General features: G+C 54.1%; 24 protein-coding genes. 19 read left to right on the top strand and 5 right to left on the bottom strand.

Annotated elements, in window-relative coordinates:
• Positions 1-1,340 (bottom strand): tRNA uridine-5-carboxymethylaminomethyl(34) synthesis enzyme MnmG (mnmG, locus tag ACI43T_RS11460; protein WP_405387196.1); only part of this gene is annotated, 1,340 nt, incomplete at its 3' end.
• Between the two features lie 345 nt (positions 1,341-1,685).
• On the opposite strand from mnmG, the gene ACI43T_RS11455 reads away from it, so the two are divergent.
• Both ACI43T_RS11455 and ACI43T_RS11450 read left to right on the top strand, forming a co-directional pair.
• Positions 1,686-2,186: a hypothetical protein gene (locus ACI43T_RS11455; protein WP_293276042.1), complete on the top strand. Its 501-nt coding sequence runs from the start codon at positions 1,686-1,688 to the stop codon at positions 2,184-2,186.
• 186 nt (positions 2,187-2,372) lie between these two features.
• Positions 2,373-3,035, top strand: coding sequence for a PspA/IM30 family protein (locus tag ACI43T_RS11450; RefSeq protein WP_405387194.1), 663 nt, complete (start codon positions 2,373-2,375; stop codon positions 3,033-3,035).
• Positions 3,036-3,131: 96 nt separating this feature from the next.
• Here the strand turns inward: ACI43T_RS11450 and ACI43T_RS11445 are convergent, their stop codons facing one another.
• Together ACI43T_RS11445 and ACI43T_RS11440 are read right to left on the bottom strand one after the other, a co-directional pair.
• On the bottom strand, positions 3,132-3,521 hold the full coding sequence (locus ACI43T_RS11445) for a PepSY domain-containing protein (protein WP_377082230.1): 390 nt from the start codon (positions 3,519-3,521) through the stop codon (positions 3,132-3,134).
• A 48-nt stretch (positions 3,522-3,569) separates the two neighbouring features.
• Entirely contained in the window at positions 3,570-3,914 is a 345-nt protein-coding gene (locus ACI43T_RS11440; protein WP_377082228.1) for a hypothetical protein, read from the bottom strand.
• Positions 3,915-4,046: 132 nt separating this feature from the next.
• On the opposite strand from ACI43T_RS11440, the gene ACI43T_RS11435 reads away from it, so the two are divergent.
• The 15 genes from ACI43T_RS11435 (at position 4,047) to ACI43T_RS11365 (ending at position 19,837) form a co-directional block, all read left to right on the top strand.
• Positions 4,047-4,274 (top strand): hypothetical protein, encoded by a 228-nt coding sequence (locus ACI43T_RS11435; RefSeq protein ID WP_049222779.1) that lies wholly within the window; start codon positions 4,047-4,049, stop codon positions 4,272-4,274.
• 68 nt (positions 4,275-4,342) lie between these two features.
• Complete coding sequence (locus ACI43T_RS11430) at positions 4,343-4,825, top strand: OsmC family protein (protein ID WP_405387190.1); 483 nt, start codon at positions 4,343-4,345, stop codon at positions 4,823-4,825.
• Between the two features lie 241 nt (positions 4,826-5,066).
• Positions 5,067-5,732: a YqiJ family protein gene (locus ACI43T_RS11425; protein WP_003767067.1), complete on the top strand. Its 666-nt coding sequence runs from the start codon at positions 5,067-5,069 to the stop codon at positions 5,730-5,732.
• A 130-nt stretch (positions 5,733-5,862) separates the two neighbouring features.
• Entirely contained in the window at positions 5,863-6,267 is a 405-nt protein-coding gene (locus ACI43T_RS11420) for a hypothetical protein (protein ID WP_003759835.1), read from the top strand.
• A 354-nt stretch (positions 6,268-6,621) separates the two neighbouring features.
• Positions 6,622-6,963 carry a hypothetical protein gene (locus ACI43T_RS11415; protein ID WP_405387187.1) on the top strand — a complete coding sequence of 114 codons (342 nt, stop codon included), beginning with the start codon at positions 6,622-6,624 and terminating at the stop codon, positions 6,961-6,963.
• 290 nt (positions 6,964-7,253) lie between these two features.
• Positions 7,254-8,975: a flotillin family protein gene (locus ACI43T_RS11410; protein WP_405387185.1), complete on the top strand. Its 1,722-nt coding sequence runs from the start codon at positions 7,254-7,256 to the stop codon at positions 8,973-8,975.
• A 116-nt stretch (positions 8,976-9,091) separates the two neighbouring features.
• Positions 9,092-9,280, top strand: coding sequence for a hypothetical protein (locus ACI43T_RS11405; protein ID WP_405387183.1), 189 nt, complete (start codon positions 9,092-9,094; stop codon positions 9,278-9,280).
• A 567-nt stretch (positions 9,281-9,847) separates the two neighbouring features.
• Positions 9,848-10,801, top strand: coding sequence for a D-2-hydroxyacid dehydrogenase (locus tag ACI43T_RS11400; RefSeq protein WP_405387181.1), 954 nt, complete (start codon positions 9,848-9,850; stop codon positions 10,799-10,801).
• A 158-nt stretch (positions 10,802-10,959) separates the two neighbouring features.
• The gene (murJ, locus tag ACI43T_RS11395; RefSeq protein ID WP_405387178.1) at positions 10,960-12,501 is read left to right on the top strand and encodes a murein biosynthesis integral membrane protein MurJ; all 1,542 of its coding nucleotides are present in this window, start codon (positions 10,960-10,962) and stop codon (positions 12,499-12,501) included.
• Positions 12,502-12,610: 109 nt separating this feature from the next.
• Positions 12,611-12,865: a hypothetical protein gene (locus tag ACI43T_RS11390; protein WP_405387176.1), complete on the top strand. Its 255-nt coding sequence runs from the start codon at positions 12,611-12,613 to the stop codon at positions 12,863-12,865.
• Positions 12,859-13,200 (top strand): RDD family protein, encoded by a 342-nt coding sequence (locus tag ACI43T_RS11385; protein WP_405387174.1) that lies wholly within the window; start codon positions 12,859-12,861, stop codon positions 13,198-13,200. Before ACI43T_RS11390 ends, ACI43T_RS11385 begins: the two co-directional genes overlap by 7 nt.
• Positions 13,201-13,748: 548 nt before the next feature.
• Positions 13,749-14,708, top strand: coding sequence for a YheT family hydrolase (locus tag ACI43T_RS11380; RefSeq protein ID WP_405387172.1), 960 nt, complete (start codon positions 13,749-13,751; stop codon positions 14,706-14,708).
• A gap of 77 nt (positions 14,709-14,785) precedes the next feature.
• Positions 14,786-15,568: an indole-3-glycerol phosphate synthase TrpC gene (gene trpC / locus ACI43T_RS11375; protein WP_405387170.1), complete on the top strand. Its 783-nt coding sequence runs from the start codon at positions 14,786-14,788 to the stop codon at positions 15,566-15,568.
• 367 nt (positions 15,569-15,935) lie between these two features.
• The gene (locus ACI43T_RS12330) at positions 15,936-17,549 is read left to right on the top strand and encodes a hypothetical protein (protein WP_452299609.1); all 1,614 of its coding nucleotides are present in this window, start codon (positions 15,936-15,938) and stop codon (positions 17,547-17,549) included.
• 269 nt (positions 17,550-17,818) lie between these two features.
• Positions 17,819-19,837 (top strand): prolyl oligopeptidase family serine peptidase, encoded by a 2,019-nt coding sequence (locus ACI43T_RS11365; RefSeq protein ID WP_405387165.1) that lies wholly within the window; start codon positions 17,819-17,821, stop codon positions 19,835-19,837.
• A 156-nt stretch (positions 19,838-19,993) separates the two neighbouring features.
• On the opposite strand, the gene ACI43T_RS11360 is transcribed toward ACI43T_RS11365, so the two are convergent.
• Positions 19,994-20,173: a DNA-binding protein gene (locus ACI43T_RS11360; RefSeq protein WP_293276025.1), complete on the bottom strand. Its 180-nt coding sequence runs from the start codon at positions 20,171-20,173 to the stop codon at positions 19,994-19,996.
• A 407-nt stretch (positions 20,174-20,580) separates the two neighbouring features.
• Here ACI43T_RS11360 and acpP point away from each other — a divergent pair, with 407 nt between their 5' ends.
• Both acpP and fabF read left to right on the top strand, forming a co-directional pair.
• Positions 20,581-20,817 carry an acyl carrier protein gene (gene acpP / locus ACI43T_RS11355; RefSeq protein WP_003742600.1) on the top strand — a complete coding sequence of 79 codons (237 nt, stop codon included), beginning with the start codon at positions 20,581-20,583 and terminating at the stop codon, positions 20,815-20,817.
• A 173-nt stretch (positions 20,818-20,990) separates the two neighbouring features.
• Entirely contained in the window at positions 20,991-22,238 is a 1,248-nt protein-coding gene (gene fabF, locus ACI43T_RS11350) for a beta-ketoacyl-ACP synthase II (RefSeq protein WP_308023408.1), read from the top strand.
• A gap of 172 nt (positions 22,239-22,410) precedes the next feature.
• Here fabF and ACI43T_RS11345 read toward each other — a convergent pair.
• A partial coding sequence (locus ACI43T_RS11345; RefSeq protein ID WP_405387162.1) for an aminotransferase class IV occupies positions 22,411-23,234 on the bottom strand: 824 nt, incomplete at its 5' end.

Genomic DNA, 23,234 nt, shown 5'->3' with positions numbered 1-23,234 from the left:
GCGTTGTCTTCCCTGAGTTGCAGGCGGTATTCGGCGCGGCTGGTGAACATGCGGTAGGGTTCGTTCACGCCTTTGGTAATGAGGTCGTCCACCAATACGCCGAGGTAGGCTTGTTCGCGGCGCAGCAGGAGCGGGTCTCGTCCGCGGACGTATTGCACGGCGTTCGCGCCTGCGAGCAGGCCTTGTGCGGCGGCTTCTTCGTAGCCGGTCGTGCCGTTGATTTGTCCGGCGAAGAAGAGGCCTTGGATGGTTTTGGTTTCGAGGCTGGCTTTGAGGTTGCGCGGGTCGAAGTAGTCGTATTCGATGGCGTAGCCGGGGCGCAGGATATGGGCGTTTTCCAGGCCTTTCATGCTGCGCACGAGCGCGATTTGGATGTCGAACGGCAGGCTGGTGGAGATACCGTTGGGGTAGTATTCGTGCGTGGTCAGGCCTTCGGGTTCGAGGAAAATCTGATGGCTGTCTTTGTCGGCGAAGCGGTTGATTTTGTCTTCGATAGACGGGCAGTAGCGCGGGCCGACGCCTTCGATTTTGCCGGTGAACATGGGGCTGCGGTCGAAACCTGAGCGGATAATTTCGTGGGTTTTCAAATTGGTATGCGTAATCCAGCAGGACACTTGGCGCGGGTGCATATCGGCGTTGCCGCGCACGGAAAAGACGGGCACGGGCGTGTCGCCGGGCTGTTCGGTGAGCCGGGAGAAATCAATCGTGCGCCCGTCGATGCGCGGCGGCGTACCGGTTTTCAGACGGCCTTGCGGCAGGTTCAATTCGCGCAAACGCCCGCCCAGCGATTTGGCGGCGGGGTCGCCGGCGCGGCCGCCTTCGTAGTTTTCCAAACCGATGTGGATTTTGCCGGACAAAAACGTGCCTGCGGTCAGCACGACGGCGCGGGCTTTAAATTCCACGCCCATCGCAGTCATCACGCCGCTGATGCGGTCGCCGTCCAGCGTTACATCGTCAACCGACTGCTGGAAAAGCTCCAGATTTTCTTGGTTTTCCAGCATTTCGCGGATGGCGGCTTTATACAGGATGCGGTCCGCCTGTGCGCGCGCGGCACGAACTGCCGCGCCTTTGCTGGCGTTCAGACGGCGGAACTGGATGCCGGATTGGTCGGTGGCCAACGCCATCGCGCCGCCGAGCGCGTCGAGTTCGCGCACGAGATGGCCTTTGCCGATGCCGCCGATGGAGGGGTTGCACGACATTTGTCCGAGCGTTTCGATGTTGTGTGTGAGCAAAAGCGTCTGCGCGCCCATGCGTGCGGCAGCGAGCGCGGCTTCCGTGCCTGCGTGTCCGCCGCCGACGACGATGACGTCGTAGGTTTTGGGATAAATCATGTGGGTCATGTGTGTCAACGTGCCTAATGGTTTCAGACGACCTCTTTTCTCTGACGGAGGTCGTCTGAAAATATAATGAATTCAAAAATAAACGTGGAATTGTACGCTTTTTCGGTGGGATTTGACAGGTGGGGCAATATTAGTTTTCAGACTGAATTTTCGTCCTAGCAAAGTTAACAACAGAATGAAAATCTATAATCTATTCGAATGTGAATATGTAATTTATATATAATCTCAAGATTTATATTATTTCTATGGATTTCGTTTACAAAAATAAACCATTTCAAATATTGCGCCTTGTCATTTCATCTTGTATATTTGCATACAAATGAATACAAACCAAATCAAACGAATATGAATGCGACAAACCGTATCCCAGTCAGCGTGCGAATTACTCAGGAAGACGCTGATTTTATTGCCGAATTAAAAATCGAAGGCGCGAATACGCCGTCTGAAAAAATCCGCGAGCTGCTCAAGCAGGCGCGTTTGGCGCATACGCAGACGCGCGATTACGGTTCCGCACTGACGGCGCAGGAGCAGTTTTTCCAAGCGGCGAAACATGACGTGCTGCACGCGGAAAAGCAGGCGGGGGTGCATTCGCATATCGTGGCGCGTTTGTTTGAGCAGCTGCCCGACTTGGGCGCGACGCTCGCCGCCGACCTGCCCGAAGAAGCCGACCTCGACAGTTTGAAAAAATACGAACGCGAACTGATGTGGCGCATCGTCCGCCTCACCGACAGCATCTTGCAGCTCGCCGTAACCGGCAAAGGCGCGGCATACGACGATACTGTGCTGCAACAGCTTGAAAACACTTTGAAACTGGCGAGGATTGTGCAGCAGGCAGGCGAGGTTTGATGTCGTCTGAAAAAATGGGGCGCATGAAATAGAAGTATTTGTTTGCCGCTATTCCTGTACGGGCTGCCATGCCCGAATATTCCGAAAACGCCAAGGTCTGGATTCCCGCCTGCGCGGGAATGACGGATGGTTGATTATCCCCGTGCCAACTTAAATCAAACACATTTTATTGAAAGGAAAATCCAAATGAGCGAAACCCTATCCCGCAGAGTGGGCCGTCTGGTGAGCGGCGGTTTTCATGCCCTGATTGATGCGGCGGAAAACCTTGCGCCTGAGGCGGCAATGAACGAGAGCATCCGCGAAATCGAGCGGGCGGTGGACGAAGTGCGTGCCGAGTTGGGCAAGGTGTTGGCGCAGAAACACCTTGCCGCCAAGAAGATGGCGGACGAGAGCAACCGCCACGAAGCCATCGATGCCAACCTGCAAGCTGCCGTAGCGGCGGGGCGCGACGACCTTGCCGAAGCGGGCATCGCCGAACAAATGGACATCGAAGCACGTCTGCCTGTTTTGGAAAACACCATTGCCGACTGTGCCGCGCAGGAAAAAGAACTTGAAGGCTTTATCGTCGCCTTGCAGGCGAAAAAACGCGAGATGCAGCAGCAGTTGCAAGACTGGCGCGCCGCACAGCAAAGTGCGGGCGCAGGCAAAGCGGCAGGCGGCAGCGACCTCAACCGCATCGCCCGTGATGCCGAAAAAAGCGGCAACGCCTTCGACCGCGTGATGGGTCGTCAAAACGCGGTACACAGCAGTACCGATGCGGCGCAGTTGGCAAAATTGAAGGAATTGGAAGACTTGAGCCGCAACAACCGTATTGCCGAACGGTTAGCGGCACTGAAGGCGAGGAAATAGGCTTTCAGACGGCCTTTAATCAGGAAAGGCCGTCTGAAACGAAAAACGCCGCGCGGAGCTTGCCCTTGCGGCGTGTGGCGGAACGGATTAATCGGATTAATAGTCGATGCGTTCGCTGATAATCCGCAAATCCGGCCATGAGAAGACGATGTTGTATTCGCGTCCGTTTCTGAAGGCTTCGGCTTTCAGTACGGGGCGGCCGCGGCGGTCGTCGGCTTCGATTTCATGGACACGGTAGCCGCGTCGTTCGAGTATCCGCATGACTTGCGCGCGTTTTTGCTCGAAAGACGGATCGCTGTAAATTTGGTGTTCGATGTAGTCGTCATCGTAATACTTGCCGTCGCGGTAACGGTAGTCGTCATAACGATCGTAATTGCGCTCATAGCGGTCATAATAGTAGTCGTCGTAATAATCATCGGGGTAAGGGGCGGCGCAGGCAGCCAGTGCGATACTACTCAGGAGTAATGCCGGTAATAGTTTTTTCATGTCGTATCCTTTCGGGACGTGGGGTAAGTAAAGAATGTTCGGGCGCGGTTATAAATCCACGCGTTCTTCGATAATGTTCAAATCGGGATAAGTCATCACGATTTTGTATTCCAAGCTGCCTTTGTAGGCCTCAAACTCCAAAACGGGTCTCGCCCAATGCAGGTCGGTGTCGGAATCGTGCACCTCGTAGCCTCTGCCTTGCAGGATGGACACGGCGCGGTTGTGGTGTCGGGCAAACGACGGGTCGGTTTCCATACGGTATTGGGCATAGTCTTCGTAAAGGTCGAAACCTTCTGCTGCAAGAAAAATGGCGCAAATGACGGCGGCAGGAAGCAGCAGTTTTTTCAAAAGCGGTTTGAACGGTTCTATATATTGCGACTGCGGATATTTCATTTCGTTCCCTTTGCGTCTGTTGTCGGTATAGACATTTAAACACGCAGGACTTAGGGAAAAGTTAGGAGCGTTTTCAGACGACCTTTCTTTACGGTACGCACAGGCCGTCTGAAAACGGATAGGGATAATCCCATGATTTTTGCTGTTTTGATTGCCTTGATAACCGCCGCAGTGCTTTATGTCCTGCTGTTTGAGGATTGGGATGAATTCCTTGAATGCGTAAAATTCTGTTTCACCCCCGAAATCATCAGCGCGCTGCGGGGGAAATATTGGGAAGACGTATGGGCGGAAACCAAAATCCTGCTGTGGCTGGGCATCAGTTTGGCGGCGGGCGCATCGGCTTATGCCTGGCTCAACTAGAGTCGGCGTTTCAAGGCGGATACCGTCTTTATTGCCGCGAACAGTAAATAATTGAAAGGAATGTCAAAATGAGAAAAAAACACACCTACCGTACCGCGACAACATGGACGGGCAATCTCGGCGAAGGCACTTCGTCCTACACCGCTTATTTGCGCAACTTTACCGTTTCCGCCGAGGGCAAGCCCGACCTGCACGGTTCCGCCGACCCGGCCTTCCGCGGCGATGCGGGCCGCTGGAACCCCGAAGAAATGCTGCTGGCCGCCGTTTCTGCCTGCCACAAACTATGGTACCTGCACCTGTGTGCCGACGCGGGCATCTGCGTTACCGCCTACACCGATCATGCCGAAGCGGTGATGGACGAAGGCGGGAATGGGAGCGCGGGGCGTTTCGTCTCCGCCGTGTTGAAGCCGCGCGTTACCATCGCCGCAGGAAGCGACCGCGCCAAGGCTTTGGAACTGCATCACGAAGCGCACCGCCTGTGTTTCATCGCCAACTCGGTCAACTTTCCGATTGAATGCCGCGCCGAGATTGAGAGTGAAGAGGTCGTCTGAAAATCGAATGTCTGTTTGGGATGCACGGATAGGTCAAATTCAAATAAGGCATACCTAATGCCGTCATTCCCGCGCAGGCGGGAATCCAGACCTCGATTCTTCAGAAGTATTATTTGAAGATTGCCGTAATCGCAAACTTCTGGATTCCCGCCTGCGCGGGAATGACGGCAGTCAAACATTCAAATTTTCGCAAGCAGTCTACTTAAGGTCGTCTGAAAGTTGACAGAACAAGGAACGGAATATGTGGAATTTAATCAACGCCCCCGAAACGGAAATCTTCGGCATCGCCATCGCGCTGATGGTTTTGCTCGGCGTATTGGAAGTCATCTCTATGCTGGCGGGCGGCATCAGCGACTGGCTGGATAACCTGCTGCCCGACAGCCTGACCGAGACCGCGCACGCCGAAGTCGGGCTGGACGCTGCGGACGCGGGCGTGTTCGTGCGGTTTCTGAGCTGGCTGTATGTCGGGCGCGTGCCGGTGTTGATGCTGATGGTGGTGTTCCTTGCCGTGTACGGACTGACGGGCTACCTGTTTCAGACGACCTTTGCCGCCGTGTTCGGCAGCTATCTGAACGGATGGCTGGCGGCAGTAGCCGTGTGGTTCCTCTCGCTGCCGCTGGTGCGCCTGACGGCGGGCGGACTGTACAAAATCATGCCCAAAGACGAGACCACCGCCGTTTCGCAGGAAAGCCTGATCGGACGCATCGGCACAGTGGTGCTGGGCGAAGCGCGGGCGGGCAGCGCGGCGCAGGTACGGGTGAAGGATGTGTATGGTCAACAGCATTATGTGATGGCGGAACCGGATTCCGACGAAGTGTTGAAACAGGGCGATGCAGTGTTGCTGGTATCGCTGGAGGGAAATACGTTTAAAGCGATTTTGAATCCGAGCGGAAGCTTGGTGGATTGAGGTCGTCTGAAAATGAAGTTCCTGTACATACCTTAATTAGTTACATACTTGATCAGTCTGTTTTTCAAATGGCCACTATCAGCATAATTTAAAAAAATTTATCGTTTAACTCACAAAAAGGAAAAATGAAATGCCAAGAAGATTAGACGCAATTTCTGACGGACTTAAGCAGGCTTTGTTGAATACATCTTTTGAGAATCAGGTGGTTGTTTGGTTAATGCAAGATGGGTGGCAGGTTTTTACCCCCGTTTTGGATCATGGGCATAAAACGGATATTTTAATTTCGGACGGAAAACGTTATTTCCGTATCCAAATCAAAACAGTAGATGCCAATAAGGGTAAGAAGCAAGAAGTATCGAATCAATGGGGAGAAATTAAGATTGATTTTGTTATTTATTTTGCACGAAATGGTGAATGGGGTTGCATTGCTCCAGCATTCTCTGAAAATAAAAAGCCTTTGAATGCCCCTGAACATAAGATGTTCTTATTAAAAAGAAATGAGTTTTTGACTGCTTTTCATACGGTTGATAATTAGCTCGGTAGGTCGGATACTTGAATCCGACAAATTGCCCCGCTTCATCAGTATTGCACATAACCGAAATTGTCGGATTCAAGTATCCGACCTACCTTTAAAACCGCTATTTTTAACCTTTCAGACGACCCCAAACCCTAAAAAACCGTCTGAACCGACGCCCCTCAAGTAGTCCGTAGCGTGGGCTTCGCCCACGAAGCAAACATCTCGGATTATCGTTTGATTCAAACGACAGTAGGTCGCGGGCAAAGCCCACGCTACGGTTTGCTCACTTAGCAAATCGGTGGAAACTGGAAGAAAAGCTTTCTAGGGAAACGAATAAACCCTATTGAAGATTTTTGATTTCGAAAGGAAAGAATGATACACAAATTTTTTGTGAAAGTTTCAACTAATATAAATGAAATTAAGATTTTGAAAGTTATACGAGCTTTTAATCAAGAACCGATTATTGAAATTCAAAGAAGACTTGAAAATAAAGAAAAGATTCTTGAAACCTTATATTTAGATCTGGAAAAGCTAAGAGAATTCAGAAAAGTACTAAGAAGCATTATAAATCTGGGTGGTGAAATTCATTTATTCCTTGATAGCGAGGACGATGAGGTTAGTCTAAATTTTCTGGATAATACAATTGCTTCTCAGGAAGATACAAAGAATTATATAGAGGAAGAAGATGCCTTCTTACATGATGAGGATGAATAAAAGAATCACAACTTTATAAGTCCTGCTGCGAATTTGCTCGCTAAAAATTTTATAAAACTAACAAAAAACACCGTTATGGTCGTTATTTTAAGCTTGGTAGGTCGGATTCTTAAATCCGACGAATCGTTCCGCTTCAGCCGTATTGCACATAACCCAAATTATCGGATTCAAGAATCCGGCCTACCTTTAAAAACCCAAAATTTTTAACCTTTCAGACGACCCCAAACCCTAAAAAAACCGTCTGAACCCACGCCCCTCAAGGGTATATCGACAACAAGAAAGGAAAACCCATGAACTTAGTTTCCATCGGCATCATCGCCGGCGTCATACTCGTCGCGCTGTTCGTACTCGGCCTCATCCTCACCCGCCTGTACCGCCGCGCCAGCAAAGAAGTCTCCTTTGTCCGTACTGGTTTCGGCGGCGAAAAAGTCATCATGAACGGCGGCGCGATGGTGCTGCCCGTGCTGCACGAAATCATCCCTGTCAACATGAACACATTGCGCCTCGAAGTTCGCCGCGCAGCGCAGCAGGCGTTGATTACCCGCGACCGGATGCGCGTTGACGTGATGGCGGAATTTTATGTCCGCGTCAAACCCAGCGCCGAGAGCATCGCCACCGCCGCGCAAACGCTGGGTATGAAAACCATGTCGCCTGACGAATTGAAAGACCTCGTCGAAGGTAAATTCGTCGATGCCCTGCGCGCCGTCGCCGCCGAAATGGCGATGGAAGAGCTGCACGAGAAACGTGTTGATTTCGTTCAGAAAGTGCAACAAGTCGTCAGCGAAGACTTGTTTAAAAACGGTCTCGAGCTCGAAACCGTTTCCCTAACCGGCCTCGACCAAACCAGCTTCGAATTTTTCAACCCGCAAAACGCCTTTGACGCGGAAGGTCTGACCAAACTGACCGAAACCATCGAAGGCCGCCGCAAAAAACGCAACGAAATCGAACAAGACACCGATTTGGCGATTAAAACCAAAAACCTCGAAGCCGAGCAGCAACGCCTGAAAATCTCGCGCGAAGAAGAATACGCCAAACTCGAACAAGAACGCGAAATCGCCGTGCGCCGCGCCGAACAGGAAGCCAGCATCGCCGAGCAGGAAGCGCAGAAAAAACGCGAGGCGGAAGAAGCCAAAATCGCCGCCGAACGCGAAGTGGATTTGAAACGCATCGCCGCCGAACGCGACATTAAAAACGAAGACATTCGCAAAGCCCAAGCCGTCGAGCAGGCGGAAGTCGAGCGCCGCAAAGCCATCGAGCTTGCCGAACAAGACCGCGCCATCGCCGTTGCCGAGAAATCGCGTGCCGAATCCGAAGCTAAAGCCGAGGCCGACAAAGCCCGCGCCGCCGCCGTGCGTGAAGAAGAGAGCGTGATTACCGTGCGCGAAACCGAACGCGCCGAACGTGCCAAAGCGGTCGAACTGATTGCCGCCGAAGAAGCAGCGCAAAAAGACGCGATTTCGCTCACCGTCGCCGCCGAAGCCGAGAAACAGGCCGCGCAAGACCGCGCCGAAGCCGTGCGCATCGCCGCCGAAGCCGAAGCCGAGAAACAACGCCTGCAAGCCAAAGGTGAAGCCGATGCCAAAGTCCTGCTGGCACAAGCGCAAGAGCAGCAATACAAAGTCGATGCCGAAGGTACCCGCGCCGTGAACGAAGCCGCCAACGTCCTGAGCGTCGAGCAAGTCGAAATGCAAGTGCGCCTCGCCCTGTTGAAACACCTGCCCGACATCATCCGCGAATCCGTGCGCCCGATGGAAAACATCGACGACATCAAGATTCTGCAAGTCAACGGCTTGGGCGGATTCAGCGGCGCTGCCAACGGCTCCGAAGGCGTGTCGGACGGCCAAAACACACAAGCCAGCCTCGCCGACCAAATGGTCAACAGCGCCCTGCGCTACCGCAGCCAAGCCCCGCTGGTTGACGGCCTCTTGAAAGAATTGGGCCTGAACGGCGGCGACATCAACGGTCTGACGCAAGGACTGGATAAAGGCATCGGCAAAGACGCCGCAGAATAAGGTTTTGTCCGTTTAGGAACTTTTTACATGGTTCACGCGTCAGTAAAATGTATGTATTGGTTTTTTTGCCTTTGATATGCATTTGATTTGCTTAATTTTTACTTAAGGAGTGAACGATGAGAAAAGTATCCGCATTGTTTCTGGCCATAGCGATGGCCGCCAGTGTCAACGTGCAGGCCGCTTCGTTTTGGGATTGGTTGAACGATCCATTTTTTAGAGGCGGGCAGTTAGGGCGGCAGGTAGGGCCGTGTGCCTGCGGCATTCCCAATACTCCTTGCGGCGATTGCGGTCTCACAACAAGGTAAATGGTTGGAAAACCTGACCGGTAGGTAATAAGGCCGTCTGAAATTGAGTTTTCAGACGGCTTTACACTTATTGTCCGCCGATGGTTCTAATCAGATTTCGCCTGAAAATAAGGTCTTTGTCCGTTCAGGAACTTTTTGCACGGTTCATGTGTCGGTAAAACGTATGTTTTGGTTTTTTTGCCTTTGATATACATTTGATTTGCTTAATTTTTACTTAAGGAGTGAACGATGAGAAAAGTATCCGCATTGTTTTTGGCCATAGCGATGGCCGCCAGTGTCAACGTGCAGGCCGCCTCGTTTTGGGATTGGTACGGCCGATTTTTTGGAGGCGGGCAGGTAGGGCCGTGTGTCTGTAACGGAGACCCCCTTAATCCTTGCGGCTATTGCGGCGGTTTTGAAAAAATATAAATGATCGGGCAATCGGTTATGCGGTTTGCCAAATGATAAAAGGCCGTCTGAGAACCCTGTTTCAGACGGCCTTCCGCTTAATTGTCCGCCAATGGCTATAATCAAATCCCGCTTGCCGGTGCGCGGCAGGTTTGGTCATATTGAAAAACAGGAGAAACCGTGAAAACTTGGAAAATCGCCGTGCTCGACCGTGTCACGCTGGCGCCGGAGCCGTTTGCTTTCGATTTCCCCGCCGAGGTGGCCGAATATCCGTCAACACGGCCGGAAGAAACCGCCGCCCGAATCGCAGGAGCGGATGTCGTCGTTACCAACAAAGTCGTCATCACGGCGGAACACATCGCCGCCAATCCGCAGCTCAAGCTGATTGCGGTGGCGGCAACGGGTGTGAACAACGTGGACACCGCCGCCGCCAAAGCCGCAGGCGTTACCGTGTGCAACATCCGCGCCTACGGCAACGAATCGGTGGCGCAGCACGCCTTTATGCTGATGATTGCGCTGATGCGCAACCTGCCGGCTTATCAGCGCGACGTAGCGGCGGGCGTGTGGGAACAATCGCCGTTTTTCTGCCATTTCGGCGCGCCGATGCGCGATTTGCACGGCAAAACGCTGGCCATATTCGGACGCGGCAATATCGGACAAACGCTGGCGGGCTATGCGCGCGCCTTCGGCATGGACGTGGTGTTCGGCGAACACAAACACGCCGAAAACGTCCGCGAAGGCTACGTTTCCTTCGACGAGGCCATCCAAACGGCAGACGCCGTTTCGCTGCACTGCCCGCTCACGCCGCAAACGGCCAACATGATAGGCGAAACGGAATTGCAGCGCATGAAGCCCGGCGCGGTGTTGATTAACTGCGGGCGCGGCGGCCTGGTGGACGAGCAGGCTTTGGTTGCCGCGCTGAAATACGGCCGAATCGGCGGCGCGGGTTTCGACGTTCTAACCGAGGAGCCGCCGCGCAACGGCAACCCGCTGCTCAAAGCCCGCCTGCCCAATTTAATCGTTACACCGCATATGGCCTGGGGCAGCGAGGAAGCGCGGAACCGGCTGTTTGCCATTCTGCTGGAAAACATCAACCGCTTTGCGGCAGGGCGGCCGCAGAATGTGGTGGTATAGCCCACCTGCCCGCACCGCCGGAAAAAAACCGTCTGTCTTTGAATTGCCGCGGCGCACTGGAGTACAATACGCGCTGTTTTCGGGGCCGCGGCTCCGTCCCCTCCGCTGAAACCCCGTTTCAGACGGCCTCTTAGCAAATTTTCGACAACGGTTTTTTTATGAATCTACTTGGTGCTTTGGCGAAGCTCGGCAGCCTGACGATGGTGTCGCGCATACTCGGATTCGTGCGCGATATGATTATTGCGCGGGTGTTTGGCGCGGGCGATGCGACGGACGCGTTTCTGACCGCGTTCAAGCTGCCGAACCTGCTGCGGCGGATTTTTGCCGAAGGCGCGTTTTCGCAGGCGTTCGTCCCCGTTTTGGCGGAATACCGCCAGACGAAGTCGCCGGAGGCGACGCGGGAATTTGTGCAGTATGTGGCGGGGATGCTGACGTTTGCGCTGACCGTCGTTACCGCCGTCGGCGTGCTGGCTGCACCGTGGATTATCCGTGCGACGGCAACCGGATTCGGCAAAAATCCCGACAAGCTGGCGCTGGCCGCCGACCTGCTGCGGATTATGTTCCCCTATATCCTGCTGATTTCGCTCTCGTCTTTCGTCGGCTCGATACTCAATACCTACCACAAATTCCAGATTCCCGCCTTCACGCCCGTGCTGCTGAACGTATCGTTCATCGTGGCCGCCCTGTTTTTCGTGCCGTATTTCGACCCGCCGATTACCGCGCTGGCGTGGGCGGTGTTTATCGGCGGCGTATTGCAGTTGGTGTTCCAACTGCCGTGGCTGGCGAAACAGGGTTTTTTGAAGCTGCCGAAGCTGGATTTCCGCAATTCGGCGGTAAACCGCGTCATCAAACTGATGATTCCGTCGATTTTCGCCGCGAGCGTGGCGCAGGTTTCGCTGGTTATCAGCACGATTTTCGCGTCCTACCTGCAAAGCGGCAGCATCACCTGGATGTATTACGCCGACCGTATGACCGAACTGCCGACCGGCGTGCTGGGCGTGGCGCTCGGTACGATTCTGCTGCCGACGCTGTCGAAACACGCGGGCGGGCGCAATCCCGAAGAGTTTTCCAAGCTGCTCGACTGGGGGCTGCGGCTGTGTTTCCTGCTGGCCGCACCCGCCGCACTGGCTTTGGCGGTGCTGTCGCTGCCGCTGATCAGCACGCTGTTTATGAGCAAGGGCTTTACCTACCACGATGCGGTCATGACCCGCAACGCGCTGGCGGCCTGCTCGTTCTGCGTGGTCGGGCAGATTACCGTCAAAGTACTCGCGCCCGCTTTTTACGCGCAGCAAAACATCCGCACGCCGGTGAAGATTGCCGTGTTCACGCTGGTGGTAACGCAGTTGATGAACATCGTCTTCGTCGGCCCGCTCCAACATGTCGGCCTGTCGCTTTCCGTCGGGCTGGGCGCGTGCCTGAACGCGGGGCTGCTGTTCACGCTGCTGCGCAAACACGGCATTTACCTGCCCGGCGAAGACTGGCGGCCGTTTTCCGTCAAACTGCTGGCCGCCCTTGCCGTGATGGGCGGCGGCCTGCTGGCGGCGCAATACTGGCTGCCGATGGACTGGCAGCACGCGGGCGGCCTGCGCAAGGCGGGCCAACTGTTTGTCTTGATTTTTATCGGCGGCGGCCTGTATTTCGCCTCGCTGGCGGCTTTGGGTTTCCGCCCGCATCATTTCAAGCGCTCGGAAACGAAATAAATACGGTTGCCGCCCGTGCTTTAATCCGTTCCGCACCGAGAGGCCGTCTGAAACTTTTCAGACGGCCTCGGTCTAAAAAAAGTCACCCAAATAGAAGGAAGTACAGACATTGAGTGAAAATCATTTGATCGAAACCGACGGGAACGGTGCGGTACAGGCTCCGGCGGTTCCGGAAAACCTTGTTTACGCCCCGCTTTGGCGCAGGCTGACGGCATTTGCTTTGAATACCGTGTTTAACGTACTGGTATTTGCCCCGTCGCTGTTAGGGATTGCTGAGATAAGGGACAAATATAGTGCATATTTATTAGAAAACCATCAATCTTCGGATTGGGTGAGGGACCCGACGAGGGTTCTGTTTTGCTGATTGTCGTCTTTGCGTATATCGTCGCCCAGCTTTACAGCATGGGATGGGACGGGCAGTCGCTGGGTAAAAGGATAATGGGCATCGTCGTCGTCAAATCCGACGGATCGCCTGCGGATTTTTGGGATGTCGTGATGATGCGCGAATTTTTCTGGCCGCTCAAAGCGCTCATTATGATTACGGCGGCCGGTATGGTTTTCGGCGAAGGCGGACAGGGACTCGCGGGATTTTTGTTTGTCTGGCTGAATGCGAAACGGATGATTTTTACCGAGGGCGGCCGCACCATGCCTGACGAATTTGCCGATACCGTGGTGGTCAGAAAGGTGCGGGCCGAGTAATATCGTAACAGTGCCCCCGATAAGGCGGAGGCCATCTGAAAACTTTTCAGACGGCCTCAGGATATTGAATCAGGACATTCCGTTACAAATTGTGTTCGTACCACCACAATGCCGCCAGCGAAACGAGCGAAGAGATGCCGATAAACAGGATGATGTTGAAGAAAAATACTGACATAGCAATGACTCCGAATGTATGGGACGGGCGTCCCGTTGGTTTGTAGGCCGTCTGAAAAAAGACGGCCGCGGTTTGTTCTGCAAAAAGCATAATGTCTTTGCCGCCTTGTTTCAGCAGGGTTTACCTGTTTTTCCAGTGAGAAAAAAGCAATTAGTATCAATAAGAATATTATTAAGAATTAATATTGCATAAATTATAATGCTGATATGAAATTAATCTTTATGCTGCAACGATTTACGAAAAATCCAGTAAAATTAATGATTTCTTTACGCATCGGTATTCCGCCGTCCGGCCCGCACCGGAGTGTTGCATTTCGGCATGGTCGGGAACGGCGCCGTCCGCAATGGCGGTTCATCCGAACGGTTGCTGAAAAATGAACATAAACCTGCCCGACACGCCGTTTTGGCTGCACAACGGCAATGCCGAAACCATTTTCGCCAAGCTGCTGCAATCCGCGCCGCCCGCCTACCGCCGCGAGCTGCTGCCCGACAGCACCGGCAAAACGCAGATTGCCTATGATTTCGTCGACGCCGCCCGCCCCGACGCGCCGCTGGTAGTGTTGTTTCACGGGCTGGAAGGCGGCAGCATGAGCCATTACGCCGTGGAAATGATGAAGGCCGTGCAACGCAGGGGCTGGCACGGCGTGGTCGCCCACTTCCGCGGCTGCGGCGGCATCGCCAACGCCGCGCCCGTGTTCTACCATTCGGGCGATACGCGCGAAATCGGCTTTATGCTGGAAACACTGGCGGCGCGCTATCCGCGCATTTACGCCGCGGGCGTGTCGCTCGGCGGCAATGCGCTGGCGAAATATCTGGGCGAAGAGGGCGCGGCCGCCGTACCGCGCGCGGCGGCGGCCGTGTCCGCGCCCGTGGATTTGACCGCCGCCGGCACGCGCTTCGACCGCGGCGTGACGCGCCTGCTCTACACCCGCTATTTCCTCCGTTCGCTGGTGCCCAAGGCCGAAGCCTTCCCGCATTTTCAGACGGCCTCCCCCTTGAAAAACTGCAAAACGCTGGGCGGCTTCGACGACCTTTTCACCGCGCCGCTGCACGGTTTTACCGACCGGCACGACTACTACCGCCGCGCCTCGTGCAAACCCCTGCTGCGCTCGGTGCGTACGCCGCTGCTGCTGCTCAACGCCGTCAGCGACCCGTTCCTCCCGCCCGAAGCCCTGCCGACGGCGGCGGAAGTGTCCGATGCCGTAACGCTGTTGCAACCGCCATACGGCGGGCACGTCGGATTCGTCGGACGGAAGGGCGGCCGGTTAAACATCGAATGGATGCCCGAAACCGTGCTGCATTATTTCGAAACGCACGGCCGAGAGGCCGTCTGAAAAGCCGCCGCCTTTACCTCGCCGCGCCGCAAATGTAAGATAGGCCGTCTGAAAAACAGCCAAACCGAAAGCCAGCCATGACCGACATCCTCAATAAAATCCTCGCCACCAAAGCAGAAGAAGTCGCCGCCCAGAAAGCCGCCGTTTCCGCAGACGAAATCAAACGGCAGGCGCAGGCCGCCGCGCCCGCGCGCGACTTCATCGGCGCCATCCGCGCCAAACACGCGCAGGGCCTGCCCGCCGTGATTGCCGAGATTAAAAAAGCCAGCCCGAGCAAAGGGCTGATACGCGCCGACTTCCGCCCGCCCGCCATCGCCGCCGCCTACGAAAACGCAGGCGCGGCGTGCCTGTCGGTGCTGACCGACGAACCCTATTTCCAAGGCTCGCCCGAATACCTGAAACAAGTTAAGGCCGCCGTCGGCCTGCCCGTGCTGCGCAAAGACTTCATCATCGACGAATATCAGGTCTATCAGGCGCGCGCCTGGGGCGCCGACGCCATCCTGCTTATCGCCGCCGCCCTCGACGCCGAACGGCTCGAACGCTTCGAACAAACCGCGCACAGCCTGAACATGACCGTCCTGCTCGAGCTGCACGAGCGCGGCGAACTCGAAAAATGTCGCAACCTGACCACTCCGCTTTGGGGCGTCAACAACCGCAACCTGCGCACTTTCGAAGTCAGCCTGCAACAAACCTTGGATTTGCTGCCCGACCTCGCAGGCAAAACCGTCGTAACCGAAAGCGGCATCCGCAACAAAGACGACGTCGGCTACATGCGCGCCCGCGGCGTGCACACCTTCCTTATCGGCGAAACCCTCATGCGCGCCGACGACATCGAAGCGGAAGTCAGAAAACTGTTTTGATGGTTTGAGGATAAAGAGGCCGTCTGAAAACAGATTTTCAGACGGCCTTTTCCCAAGCCCGACGGATACCGAACCGGTTTCCTGCTCCGGCGGCGGAAAGGGGTAGCTTTGGTATATTGCGGATAATTTAACTTTTGATACAGCAGTTTATTTAGCCCCGTCATTCCCGCGCAGGCGGGAATCCAGAACGTAGAATTTAGGAAACTTTTTTCCCGACAGATTTCTGTGCCGACAGGACTGGATTCCCGCCGGCGCGGGAATGACGGCAGCCGGTAAACAACGCATCGGAGTTAGTTAATTGATTATTATCATGTACAATTTCCGCCTGATTGTTTTTTAATGGATTGGTTTGATAAAGGGATAAATGATGGATGTTGATGTTTATATAAATGTGCATATGTTAATTGATGAAGCTATCGAATTATTTGGGGAAGAAAAATACACTGAAGCGATTGAAAAGCTGGATCAGGCTTGGGATAAGATTCAAGATAAAAACACTCTGGTTTCAGAGCAATCGATGATTCAATTGTATCTTTTATATTGTTATTTAAACCAGTCCAAGAGAACCAAAATTGCGGATGAGAAAGAGAAACTGCTTGAACTTGCTGTTGAACACAATCAAAAATGGCTGAAACTTGTTGACAAAAAAAGGGACATCCGACAACAAATCAATGCCCAACTTTGTCTTGGCATTTGTCGTTTTACACAGGCGAAGAAAACCAAAAATCCAAACAAAAGGAAAACATTTTCCAAACAGGCAAGTGAAGATTTTTTAACTGTTGACGAACAAATACCACAATTAAATGATGATAAAAGAAGGGAAAAATTAAAAAAGAGAATTTATCCTTACTTAAGAGATAGTTATTATCTCGGAGAAGACTGGCATTCCTATTTCGAAAAGAAAAAACAAGAAATACAGGAATCGCTTTTTAAAGGCAAAACCTCACAACCGCAAGACGCCGTTTCAACCGTATTGGCGGTTCTCCATATCCCGCCGATAGAATTGGGTTCCATACCGCTTGCCCATTACACTTCTCCCCATGTATGCCATAAATTGTTCGGTATCGGCGGCAACGACACCGCCAGTCCGATGCGGATCGGCAGTTCCACCTATATGAACGATCCGTCCGAAGGCAGGGGGCTGTTGGACTTGCTGAACCAGCAGGATTTGGAGTTGGAAAACAAAGCGGATGGCGCGTCCCATAATGCCTTTTTTACCTGCTTCTCCAGCCGCGTCAACGACTTGAACCAGTTTCGCCTGTATGGCAAAGAGGACGGCGTGGAGGCTTCGGGCTGCTGCTTGGTGTTCAATAAAAACGGGGATTGGCTGAGAGAAGCGGATGTTTCGGTCCCATTCCGCAGCCTATCTGAAAAGTCAGGGCAGGATTCAGACGGCCTGCCGGAAGACGGTTTTTCGGGTGATGAATACGAAAAGCTGCCGCTTTATCAAGTTGCTTATATCGCTTACAAAGATGAATATATTGCGGAAAAGAAATGCGGGATATGGTTTCCGTCTCAAAAAGAGCCGAAATTCGGTATCCGCCTGAAACCCGTCGGAAATGAAAAATGGCATCAGTTCCGCTTGGAGAAATTAAAAAAAGCGTTGGAAGAGCTTATCGAGTTTTTCAAGGACAAATCCGCCGTCAGCGACGACGATAAAGAAGCCTTGGAATACATCCGCTATCTGTTTAAAGACTTCGCCTTCCGCGACGAAGAAGAGTTCCGCCTGCTGGTTATCAAGCCGATCGATTCGGAGGAAATCGAATATTGCGAGACCACCCAATCCGTCTATATCCCTTATGCCGATATACGGAATCTGGCGGACGAGGTGATTTTGGGCACGAATTACGAAAAAACCGGCAATCAACGCAAGGCGGAAGTGTTCCGCTATCAGATGAAGCAAAAATGCCCCGACGTCAAAGTCTCCCGTTCGACGCTGCCGATTAATCCGCCGAATAAGCTGAACCATCCGAACAAGTAGTTGATTTACTCAATTTCTGATATGGGTACCTATTGTCAATCGTCATTCCCGCGCAGGCGGGAATCCAGTCCTCTCGGCACAGAAATCTGTCAGGAAAAAAGGTTTCCTAAATTCTACGTTCTGGATTCCCGCCTGCGCGGGAATGACGGCCGGCGTATCGGAAACAATAGCGAAACCCGCCGCCCCGTTTTCAGACGACCTTTTCATCTGTCTGCAAGGCTTTCCCGCTATAATTCCTGCTTTCGCTATTTTCAGACGATCTCTTTTCTATGAAATCCTACCCCGATTCCTATCTCCATTTCGAAAACCTCGACGCCCCCGAAACGCAAAACTTCGCCGCTGAAGCGCATGCCGAAACGCGCGCGCGTTTTTTGGACAACGATAAAGCGCGCGCGCTGTCGGACAGGATTTTGGCGCAGATGCAGGACACGCGGCAGATTCCGTTTTGTCAGGAACACCGCGCGCGGATGTACCATTTCCATCAGGACGCGGAGTATCCGAAAGGCGTGTACCGCGTGTGTACGGCGGCGACCTACCGTTCGGGCTATCCCGAGTGGAAAATCCTGTTTTCGGTGGCGGATTTCGACGGGTTGCTCGGCGACGATGTGTATCTGGGCGGGGTGTCGCACTTGGTGGAGCAGCCCAACCGCGCGCTGTTGACCTTGAGCAAGTCGGGCGGCGATACGGCTTATACGCTGGAAGTGGATTTGGAGGCGGGCGGGCTGGTCGAGGGCGGCTTTCATTTTCCGGCGGGGAAAAACCATGTGTCGTGGCGCGATGAAAACAGCGTGTGGGTGTGTCCGGCTTGGGACGAACGGCAGTTGACCGAATCGGGCTATCCGCGCGAGGTGTGGCTGGTGGCGCGCGGCAAGAGTTTCGAGGAAAGCCTGCCGGTGTACCAAATCGGCGAAGACGGCATGATGGTGAACGCGTGGCGTTATCTTGATCCGCAGGGTTCGCCGATTGATTTGATTGAAGCGTCGGACGGTTTTTACACCAAGACGTATTTACAGGTGTCGTCTGAAGGCGAGGCGAAGCCGTTGAATCTGCCCGCCGATTGCGACGTGGTCGGCTATCTGGCGGGGCATCTTTTGCTGACGCTGCGCAAGGACTGGAACCGCGCGAACCAAAGCTATCCGAGCGGCGCGCTGGTGGCGGTGAAGCTGAATCGGGGCGAACTCGGGGCGGCGCAGCTTTTGTTTGCGCCCGATGAAACGCAGGCATTGGAAAGCGTGGAAACGACCAAGCGTTTTGTGGTGGCGAGCCTGCTGGAAAACGTACAGGGTCGTCTAAAAGCGTGGCGGTTTGCCGACGGCAAATGGCAGGAAGCCGAGTTGCCGCGCCTGCCTTCGGGCGCGTTGGAAATGACCGACCAGCCTTGGGGCGGCGATGTGGTTTACCTTGCCGCCAGCGATTTCACCACGCCGCTGACGCTGTTTGCGCTGGATTTGAATGTGATGGAACTGACCGTCATGCGCCGCCAGCCGCAGCAGTTTGTTTCAGACGGCATCGAAGTGCGGCAGTTTTGGGTGGTTTCGTACGACGGCGAGCGCATCCCTTATTTCCACGTCGGCAAAAACGCCGCGCCCGACACGCCGACGCTGGTTTATGCCTACGGCGGTTTCGGCGTACCCGAGCTGCCGCATTATCTGGGCAGCATCGGCAAATACTGGCTGGAAGAGGGCAACGCCTTCGTATTGGCGAACATACGCGGCGGCGGCGAGTTCGGCCCGCGCTGGCATCAGGCGGCGCAGGGAATCAGCAAACACAAAAGCGTCGATGATTTGCTTGCCGTCGTGCGCGATTTGTCCGAACGCGGTATGAGTTCGCCCCAACACATCGGTTTGCAGGGCGGCAGCAACGGCGGCCTGATTACCGCCGCCGCCTTCGTGCGCCAACCGCAAAGCATAGGCGCGCTGGTGTGCGAAGTGCCGCTGACCGACATGATCCGCTATCCGCTGCTCTCCGCCGGCGCAAGCTGGACGGACGAGTACGGCAACCCGCAAAAATACGAAGTCTGCAAACGCTGGCTGGGCGAACTCTCGCCGTATCACAATCTTTCAGACGACGTGCCATACCCGCCCGCACTCATCACCACCAGCCTCAGCGACGACCGCGTCCATCCCGCCCACGCGCTCAAGTTCTACGCCAAACTGCGCGAAACCTCCACGCAATCGTGGCTCTACGCTCCGGACGGCGGCGGCCATACCGGCAACGGTACGCAACGCGAATCCGCCGACGAACTCGCCTGCGTGTTGCTGTTTTTGAAAGAATTTTTGAGTGAGTGAGAGATAAAGAGCGGCATATCCGTCATCACTTTAGGAGGATATTGGGCTTACTGTAAACCTAACCGAATGTTTCACGATAAAAACGACGTAAAACAGGTCAGTCGGTAACGCCCGATGTGATGAAGTTGATATGCCGCTCTATTGTTTTTTCTTATCTCAATCCCATGCGGACGGCCATTTGATTCGCGGATCGCCTATAAAATATCCGGTGCGCCTTAAATATTCCATCCGCTCGAGCCATGCTTCATAACTGATTCCTGCGTGAATCCAAGGCTCGAAAGAATTGCCCATACCGCCGGCTACCTGTTTCAATTCCGACTGCAATAATTTTTTCATGATCATCTCCTTAGCTTTTGTTCAACGTACAAAAACCGGCTGCTTGGAAATTTTCCATTCCAATCAACCTGTTATTGAGACAATCCTGAGAAGGTTTAGTTCGTTTTCAAAAAGGGATGGGATTTCGAATCCGAATCGGAAATACAGACAAACAAAGGCCGTCTGAAAAACCGATTTAAGTTTTTTCAGACGGCCCCAACCTTCTGATGCCAAACAAAAACAAATTCCCGCTTGTAGGTTAAAATCAGCCTATGCTAATATGCGCAACTATACGCAACGATAGGTTTTTCCTGAATAATCTGTGTTAGAATGCAGGCTTAGATGGAAAACCCTATCCAAATTCGGTACAATACCGACGAATTTATTTCTCTTAAACAACCCGCCGCAAGGCAAAAGGAACGACTGATATGTCAAACATCGAACAACAAGTTAAGAAAATTGTTGCTGAACAACTGGGCGTAAACGAAGCCGAAGTCAAAAACGAATCTTCCTTCCAAGACGACCTGGGTGCAGATTCTTTGGACACCGTAGAATTGGTTATGGCTTTGGAAGAAGCTTTCGGTTGCGAAATCCCCGATGAAGAAGCCGAAAAAATCACTACCGTACAACTGGCTATCGACTACATCAACGCCCACAACGGCTAATCGGCCGCACCAAATACTCCAGCCTCTGCTGCGTTAGCGCAATAGAGGCTTTTACCTTATATATGCGGGGCGGAATCCGTTATAATAGCCGCCCGGAATCCCGTTCCGAACCGCTTTTTCATTTTCAGACGGCATCTTGCCGCATCCCACCGAAAACCAACAGCGAGATTATCATGAGTCAGAGAAGAGTAGTCATCACAGGCCTCGGCCAAGTATCACCGGTCGGCAACGACGTCGCCACCGCATGGAGCAACCTGCTCGCAGGCAAAAGCGGCATCGGCCGGATTACCCGCTTTGACGCATCCGATATCAACAGCCAAATCGCCGGCGAAGTGCGCGATTTCGACATCGGCCAATACATCAGCGCGAAAGAAGCCCGCCGCATGGACGTGTTCATCCACTACGGCATCGCCGCCGCGCTGCAAGCCATCAGCGATGCCGGTTTGGACGAATTGGAAAGCCTCGATAAAGACCGCGTCGGCGTGAACATCGGTTCCGGCATCGGCGGCCTGCCCAGCATCGAAGCCACCGGCAAAGCCGTTATCGAAGGCGGCGCACGCAAAATCAACCCTTTCTTTATTCCCGGTTCGCTGATCAACTTGATTGCGGGCCACGTTACCATCCTCAAAGGCTACCGCGGTCCCAGCTACGGCATGGTTTCCGCCTGTACCACCGGCGCGCACTCCATCGGAGACTCCGCCCGACTGATTAAATACGGCGATGCGGACGTGATGATTGCCGGCGGTGCCGAAGGCGCCATCAGCACTTTGGGCGTGGGTGGCTTCGCTGCGATGAAAGCCCTTTCCACCCGCAACGACGATCCCGCCACCGCTTCCCGTCCGTGGGACAAAGGCCGCGACGGTTTCGTTATCGGTGAAGGTGCGGGCGTGCTGGTGTTGGAAGAATTGGAACACGCCAAAAAACGCGGCGCGAAAATCTACGCCGAAATCGTCGGTTTCGGCATGAGTTCCGATGCCTACCATATCACCGCTCCGAACGAAGAAGGCCCTGCGCTGGCCGTTACCCGCGCGCTGAAAGATGCCGGACTGAATCCCGAAGACGTCGATTACGTCAACGCGCACGGCACCTCCACTCCGCTGGGCGATGCCAACGAAACCAAAGCGCTCAAACGCGCGCTGGGCGACCATGCCCGCAAAGTCATCGTCAACTCCACCAAATCCATGACTGGCCACTTGCTCGGCGCGGCAGGCGGCGTGGAAGCACTGTACAGCGTGTTGGCGGTACACGAGCAAAAATCTCCGCCGACCATCAACATCTTCGAACAAGACATCGAAGCAGGCTGTGATTTGGATTACTGCGCCAACGAAGCGCGCGACGCGAAAATTGACGTTGCCATCTCGAATTCCTTCGGCTTCGGCGGCACCAACGGCACGCTGGTGTTCAAACGTTTCAAAGGCTGATTGAAGCGGTATCGGTAAAGGTAAACAGGCCGTCTGAAAAATTCAGACGGCCTGTTGCTATTGTATTGAACGCTTTGGCGATTGCGGTTTTGTAAACGGCCAATTTGGCGGCGCGCCTAATCCGTTATCTGACCAAGGCCGTCTGAAAACTGTTTTTCAGACGGCCTTTCCCTTATCCGGCCTCATGCGCCCATTCTGCCTCAAAAACGCCACGCAAGGCGTTGGAGAGGCTGATTTCTTCGGCGTGTTCCAGCATGTCGCGGGTGATGTGCGTTTCGAGGACTGCGTCCGTGCCCAAGTAGGTTTGCGGCTGCTGCAACACGGCTTGGCGCATGACGCCGTTGAGGATGTTCAAATCCAGAGACGGGGTGAGCCATTGCCCTTGATATTTGACGAACACGTTGCTTCTACCGCCTTCGAGCAGGAGGCCGTCTGAATTGAAAAACAGGCTGTCGAACGCGCCTTGTGTTTCGGCGGTTTGCCACGCTTGGTCGAAGAGGGCGCGGCGGGTGGTTTTGAAGCGGCGCAGGTAGTCGCGGCGCGGGAGGGGTTGCGGGGCGGGGATAACGCGCTGCGGGGCGGGCAGCTCGGCGGTGGCGGCATGGCTGAGGATGAGGCCGTCTGAAACGAGTTCGGCTTTCAGGCGGAACAGGCCGTCGGGCAAGTCAGCGATGTATTGCCGGATTCGGGTTTCGCAGTCGTCGGGCAGGGGCAGGTTGAGGGCTTGGGCTGAGATTTTCAGACGGCCTAAATGCAGGTCGAGCAGGCGGCATTGCCTGTTTTCTACGCGCATGGTTTCGAAGATGCCGAAGGCGGGGCGCAATTCGTTGAGGAAACGGGCTTTCCAGCCGCATTCCCGATATTCGGCGGCGGGGTCGCTGTCGATGACGATGCCGGAACCGACGCCGTATATGCCTTGATATAGTGGATTAACTTTAAACCAGTACGGCGTTGCCTCGCCTTGCCGTACTATCTGTACTGTCTGCGGCTTCGTCG

The sequence above is a fragment of the Neisseria oralis genome (genome assembly GCF_045062685.1).
Lineage (GTDB): Bacteria > Pseudomonadota > Gammaproteobacteria > Burkholderiales > Neisseriaceae > Neisseria > Neisseria oralis.
The sequence above is the reverse complement of the archived record's forward strand: the minus strand, read 5'-3'. Positions and strand labels throughout refer to the sequence as shown.